6 protein-coding genes and 1 pseudogene are annotated in these 5939 nt (G+C 60.6%); 2 read left to right on the forward strand and 5 right to left on the reverse strand.

What is annotated here, in order from left to right:
* The 3 genes and pseudogenes from WCA53_RS08450 to WCA53_RS08460 all read right to left on the reverse strand — a co-directional run.
* A pseudogene (locus WCA53_RS08450) lies at positions 1–388 on the reverse strand (spermidine synthase); the annotation flags it as partial.
* A complete protein-coding gene (locus WCA53_RS08455; RefSeq protein ID WP_423907925.1) occupies positions 385–858 on the reverse strand; it encodes a DNA-deoxyinosine glycosylase in 474 nt (157 codons plus the stop codon). The pseudogene WCA53_RS08450 and the gene WCA53_RS08455, both read right to left, overlap by 4 nt.
* A gap of 4 nt (positions 859–862) precedes the next feature.
* Positions 863–1423 carry a chorismate--pyruvate lyase family protein gene (locus tag WCA53_RS08460; protein ID WP_423907927.1) on the reverse strand — a complete coding sequence of 187 codons (561 nt, stop codon included), beginning with the start codon at positions 1421–1423 and terminating at the stop codon, positions 863–865.
* A gap of 146 nt (positions 1424–1569) precedes the next feature.
* Between WCA53_RS08460 and WCA53_RS08465 the strand changes: the two genes are divergently transcribed.
* The gene (locus WCA53_RS08465) at positions 1570–1827 is read left to right on the forward strand and encodes a hypothetical protein (protein WP_423907930.1); all 258 of its coding nucleotides are present in this window, start codon (positions 1570–1572) and stop codon (positions 1825–1827) included.
* An 80-nt stretch (positions 1828–1907) separates the two neighbouring features.
* Here the strand turns inward: WCA53_RS08465 and htpG are convergent, their stop codons facing one another.
* On the reverse strand, positions 1908–3812 hold the full coding sequence (htpG, locus tag WCA53_RS08470) for a molecular chaperone HtpG (protein WP_423907933.1): 1905 nt from the start codon (positions 3810–3812) through the stop codon (positions 1908–1910).
* A gap of 176 nt (positions 3813–3988) precedes the next feature.
* Entirely contained in the window at positions 3989–5431 is a 1443-nt protein-coding gene (locus WCA53_RS08475) for a PLP-dependent aminotransferase family protein (protein ID WP_423907935.1), read from the reverse strand.
* Between the two features lie 268 nt (positions 5432–5699).
* Here WCA53_RS08475 and WCA53_RS08480 point away from each other — a divergent pair.
* Positions 5700–5939: VOC family protein (locus WCA53_RS08480; RefSeq protein WP_423907937.1), on the forward strand; the 240-nt coding region annotated here is incomplete at its 3' end.

Genomic DNA, 5939 nt, shown 5'->3' on the forward strand with positions numbered 1-5939 from the left:
CCGCATCAACCTTCGCTCGCGTCAGGAACGCGTGGCAGAACTTGGTCAGCGCAGCCGACCCCAACCCGAGTTGCACGATGCGCTTCGGCGTTTCCATGAAAAGCAGCCACGCCATCATTTGCTGCGAGTATTCGAGTTCGAGGTGATTCGGCTTTTTCAGGCGCATTGCGCCCTGGACCCATTCGGTGCCGAAATGCAGGAACCGCACGCCGCCCTCTTCCGAGAACGTCACAGGTGAAAAACGCGGTTTGCGTGGAGCGGCGATTTGCGGGGCGTCGTCGAGGTCGTCGTCGCGTACGTGCTTCGAACTCTTGGTCGACTTCTTGGCTTGCCGCTTGCCGTCGAACGCACGAGCTTCCGCCGATGCGCGCCTGATTAATTGGGTCATTGAGTGATGTCGCGCCAGATGCGCAATTTTTGATCGAACGAGAGGATAGCATTCGCCGGGCTCGACGACGGCAGCACAAGGGTTTCGAAGCCGGCCGCGCGGATCACAGGTTCGAAGCGGCCCGAGGTCTTGCCGTTGAAACAGAGGCGCTTCAGACCCGGCGCGTGCAGACGGAAGGACGCGAAATCGTTCGGTGTGGCGTTGCGGATCGCGGTGTCGAGACTGCCTGCGCGCTCGCATGCGGCGAGCACGTCCCATAAGCCGATGCCCTTTTGAAGCAGGGTAATTAGTCGCTGCTCGTAGGGAAGTTCAATGAGCGGCTCATCGATCACGGCGCCGATCAAACGCCAGAACTGGTTGCGCGGATGCGCGTAGTACTGCGCCACATCGAGCGATGCCACGCCGGGGAAGCTGCCGAGAATCAACGTGTGGGTGTTCGCATCGGCGACCGGGGGAAAGCCAGTGAGCATACGGTTACTGGTTCTCGAAGCGCATGGTCGACCACAGTGCCGGCAAGAAGCATTCTGTGACCATCAACGGCGCGCCTTGCCGCACGAACACTGAACGACGCGCAACGAACGCATGGGGTTTTTCATGGGGCGTTTGCAAGGAAGCCAGCCGATGCAGCGGGTGCCGCGCACTGATCCTGCGGCTCGTCAACTCCGAGCGCCACACACCCGGATCGCTGTAGAGCAGTTCGGCAAGCGGGCGCGTTCTCAGGCGACGCATCGCTTGCCAGACACCGGAACTGGCATCGAGCGCAACGATGCTATGCGCCGCGACGAACGGCACGCCATCCACCGTTAGCACGACTTCACGAATCCACACGGGCGCGCGCCGATCCATCTTCAATTCGGAGGCTTCATCGCGCCACGGTTGGCCAACGGTTTCACGCGTCACGCTGACGGTCACATCGCCGAGTGCACGCAAGTGTGCGGTAAGCGAGCCGCCGCGCGTAAGCCAGTCTTTCTGCGCGGCGGTGAAGGTGGGAAGCGGACGGGTGCGCCATTGAGTAGCAAATAGGTCTTTCGGCATGCGCGAGATTATAAAACTTGAGTCATGCATATAGGACAAATCGTATAGAAGTGCGCGCGTGTACCGGGAAGACTGGTGAACCGGTCGGGATATGACCGGCGCTCGGGGTGACTTTGCCTCGGGACATCCATGCATAGAGGAAACACATGTCGGTCAATACGAAACAAACATCGAAAACGGTCGCTACGCTGGCGTCGCACACTTTGCATGACCCGAAGGCGTCGGCGATTGAAAAGAGCATGGCCGCGTCCGCGTTGTCGCAGAGTCACACACAGCGTCAGACGGGTGCCGAAATGGAGCACAAGGCCGGTCAGGTCCTGCACGATGACAAGTCTTCAAAGGAAGACAAGACGCTCGCGGGGTCGCTTGTGTCGCAGGCCAATAAGGAACGCAAGGCCAAGTAACGTGCAATAGCAACATGCACAAAGAAAAAGCGCTGCGGGTTGCCCGGCAGCGCCTTTCTAATGCAAGCAGCAAACTAAATTCAACGCGCCAGCAACAGCGTGTTCGTCCGCTTCACAAAACTCGCAGGATCTTCCAGCGATCCGCCTTCAGCCAGCATCGCCTGATCGAAAAGCAGGTGGCACCAGTCGCTGAAATGCACGTCATCGGCGTGAAGTTGCTTGACCAGCGGATGCTCCGGATTCACTTCCAGAATAGGCTGCATTTGCGGCGCGGCTTGTCCAGCCTGCTTCAACATGCGCTGCAAGTAACCGCTCATCTCACCGTCATCGGCGACCAGGCAGGTGGGGGAATCGGTCAGGCGGAACGTCAGGCGTACGTCCTTGACCTTGCCTTCCAGCGCCGCCTTCATGCTTTCCACGAGCGGCTTGAGTTCCTCGCCGACTTTCTCCTGCGCCTGCTTTTCCTCGTCATTCAGCGCACCGAGATCAAGGTCGCCACGCGCCACGCTTTGCAGCGGCTTGCCGTCGAATTCGTTCAGGAACGACAACATCCATTCGTCCACGCGATCCGTCAGCAGCAGCACTTCCACGCCCTTCTTGCGGAACACTTCCAGATGCGGGCTGTTCTTCGCGGCCTGCCAACTGTCGGCGGTGACGTAGTAAATCTTCGTCTGCTCGGGCTTCATGCGCGACACATAGTCGGCCAGCGCCACCGTCTGCTCTGACGTATCGTTTTGGGTCGAAGCAAAGCGAACCAGCTTCGCGATACGTTCGCGATTACCGTAATCCTCGCCGATGCCTTCCTTGAACACTTGCCCAAACTCGGTCCAGAAAGTGGCGTACTTCGCCTTCTCGGCTTCATCGGTGGCTTCGGCGGACGACGTTGCGACTTCTTCGAGCATCGACAACACGCGCTTGGTCACGCCTTCGCGAATAGCCTTCACGTCGCGGCTTTCCTGCAGGATTTCACGCGATACGTTAAGCGGCAAATCGGACGAGTCGACCACGCCCTTCACGAAGCGCAAGTACGACGGAACCAGTTGCTCGGCGTCGTCCATGATGAACACGCGCTTCACATACAGCTTCAGCCCGCCGCGATGGTCGCGATTGAACATGTCGAACGGCGCGTGCTTGGGCACATAAAGCAATTGCGTGTATTCGCTACGGCCTTCCACGCGATTGTGCGTCCAGGCGAGCGGGTCGTCGTGATCGTGCGAAAGGTGCTGGTAGAACTGCTTGTACTGCTCGTCGGTGATGTCGTTCTTCGAGCGCGTCCACAACGCGCTCGCCTGGTTCACCGTTTCCTCTTCGTCCCTCGTCACCATCTCGGACTTCTCGGCGTCCCATTCTTCCTTCTTCATCAGGATGGGCAACGCGACGTGATCCGAGTATTTCTGGATGATCGACTTCAGCTTGTGCGTGGAGAGAAACTCGTCTTCATCGGGCCGCAGATGCAGCGTGATGGTCGAGCCACGTTGCGCACGTTCGATCTGCTCCACCGCGAAGTCGCCCTCGCCCGCGCTTTCCCAGCGTACGCCATCGCTTGCAGGCAAGCCCGCACGGCGCGTCTCGACGGTGATCTTGTCCGCGACGATAAAGCCCGAATAGAAGCCCACGCCGAACTGGCCGATCAGCGCCGCGTCCTTCTGCTGGTCGCCGGAGAGTTTGCCGAAGAATTCCTTCGTGCCCGAGCGCGCGATCGTGCCGAGGTGCGAGATCGCTTCGTCGCGGCTCATGCCGATGCCGTTATCGTCGATAGTCACGGTGCGCGCGGCTTTGTCGTACGACACGCGGATGCGCAGGTCCGGATCGCTCTCATACAACGCACCGTTTTCAATGGCTTCGAAACGCAGCTTGTCCGCCGCGTCCGATGCGTTCGAAATCAGCTCGCGAACGAAAATCTCTTTATTGCTGTAGAGCGAATGGATCATCAGATGCAGAAGCTGCTTCACTTCTGCCTGAAAGCTCATGGTTTCTTGTGCCATGGTCGGTTCCTCTGTGGTGTGTCTAGTTATGACGGGTTAGATCGGGAAGCCTGGATACCGCGTCGGCCACCATGCGAATTCTGCGAAACATGAGGCCGCCCGGCGCAATTTCAAGAGCAGCGGCGTAGCGCTGCGGCCATTCGCGCTTGTTTGCGTTGAGCCGCGCCGATCCGTGTCTAGCCGGCACGATCGGCGTAGTCGGTCAGCATGGCGGGAAGCCCGGGATCGCCGCAATTCGCGATGTTGAAGCGCATCATCGTGCTCGGCGATTGCTGCGGCGAAAACAGGCTGCCCGGCGTGAGCAAAAAACCGGCTTCATGTCCGGCGGCCGCGAGCCCCTCGGCGTCGAGGCCGGTGTCGGCCCACAAGAACATGCCCGCCGATGGCATCGAATAAAGCCGATAGCCGACTTTTTCGAGCATTCGCGCCGCCTTTTCCCGCACGACGTCCAGTTTCACGCGCAGCCGCTCGGCGTGGCGGCGGTATCGGCCGTCGGTGAGCACCTTGTAGACCACGCGCTCACTGAGTTCGGCACTCGTCATGCCGACCAGCATTTTTTGGTCGGCGATGGCGTTCGCCACCTCCGGCGACGCCGCGATATACCCCACGCGCAGGTTCGGCGCGAGCGTCTTCGAAAAGCTGCTCAGGAAGATCACGCGCTTCAGCTGGTCGAGGCTCGCAAGCCGCGTGGCCGCGAAATTGGTCGGGCAGAGGTCGCCGTAGATATCGTCCTCGATCACCATGAAATCGTAGGTTTGCGCGAGTTGAAGAATGCGAAAAGCCTGCGCGGCGGTCAGCGAGGTGCCAGTCGGATTTTGCAGCACGGAGTTGATCACCAGCATTTTCGGACGCCACGTCCGGACCATGTTCTCGAGCGCGTCGAGATCGGGGCCGTCCGGCGTATAAGGCATGCCGACGAGCCGCGCACCCTGCGAGACGAACAGGCCGAACATCTGGAACCAGGCCGGATCGCCGACGATCACCGTATCGCCCGGTTTAATGTAAAGGCGCGCGATCAGGTCGAGACCCTGGGTCACGCCGGACACCGTCACAATCTGCGCCGCCGATGCGCCGATCTCATGCTCCTCCAGCCGCGTCTGGAGCTGCTGGCGCAGCGGCAAGAACCCTTGCGGCGTGCCATAGCCAAGCAGCTGCGCGCCGCTTTGCCGGCTGATCGAACGCAGCGCGCCTGTGAGCAATTCGCCATCCAGCCAGCTCGCCGGCAAATATCCGATACCCGGCCCTTTGGCGGCGCTCGACGTGTGCAACATGTTGCGCAGCAGCCAGACGACGTCGATGGTGTTCGTCGCCTGTGTATGCTCGCTGGCGGTGGACGGGCGGGCGATGGCGTCGTTCGAGGCCGCGCGGTCGCGCACGAAAAAGCCGGAGCCGCGCCGCGAGTCGAGATAACCATGTGCGACCAGCCGCTCGTACGCTTCCACTACCGTGAAACGCGAGACGCCTTTATCCAGCGCGAGCTTGCGTATGGAGGGCATGCGCATGCCAGGGCGGAACACGCGCTCGTCGATACGACGCCGCCCCCACTGGACCAGTTGGTCGACAAGGGTCAGTTGGGGTGCGCCGTGAGGCGCTGGAATCAGGTCGAGCGGGACCGACATGGCGGGCTCCGGCGGATGGGCGGTGGTTCAAGTGTACCGAAAACTATCGGATTAATTGTACCGTTACTGTCATGGTCGCCGGCGATACATTAAGTTGATAACGAGGCTCGTCAGGCGATTTTCAGCCGCGCAAAGCGTGGCGTCCAAAGCTCGGCCGGATGGCTAACGGATGCGCGCCGGCGATCGAAACGGGTATGCTGGTGAGCTTTTCCGGCTTACCCCGGACGCCAGACGTTTTCGAGCTTCGCTTTTGAGCAATTCCCGCACCATGACCGCTAATTCGCTGCACATCGACCATCTCGTTATCGCCGCTCGTACGCTGGAAGAAGGCGCACGTTTTATCGCCGGGAAGCTCGGTTGCGAGACGGGCGAAGGCGGTGCGCACCCGCTGATGCGCACGCACAACCGGCTCCTGAACCTGTGGGGCGGCGCTTATCTGGAGGTGATCGCCATCGATCCGAACGCGGGGGCGAGCGAATCGCCGCGCGCGCGGCTGTTTGCACTCGAC

The sequence above is a fragment of the Caballeronia sp. genome (genome assembly GCF_049581465.1).
Classification (GTDB): Bacteria; Pseudomonadota; Gammaproteobacteria; order Burkholderiales; family Burkholderiaceae; genus Caballeronia.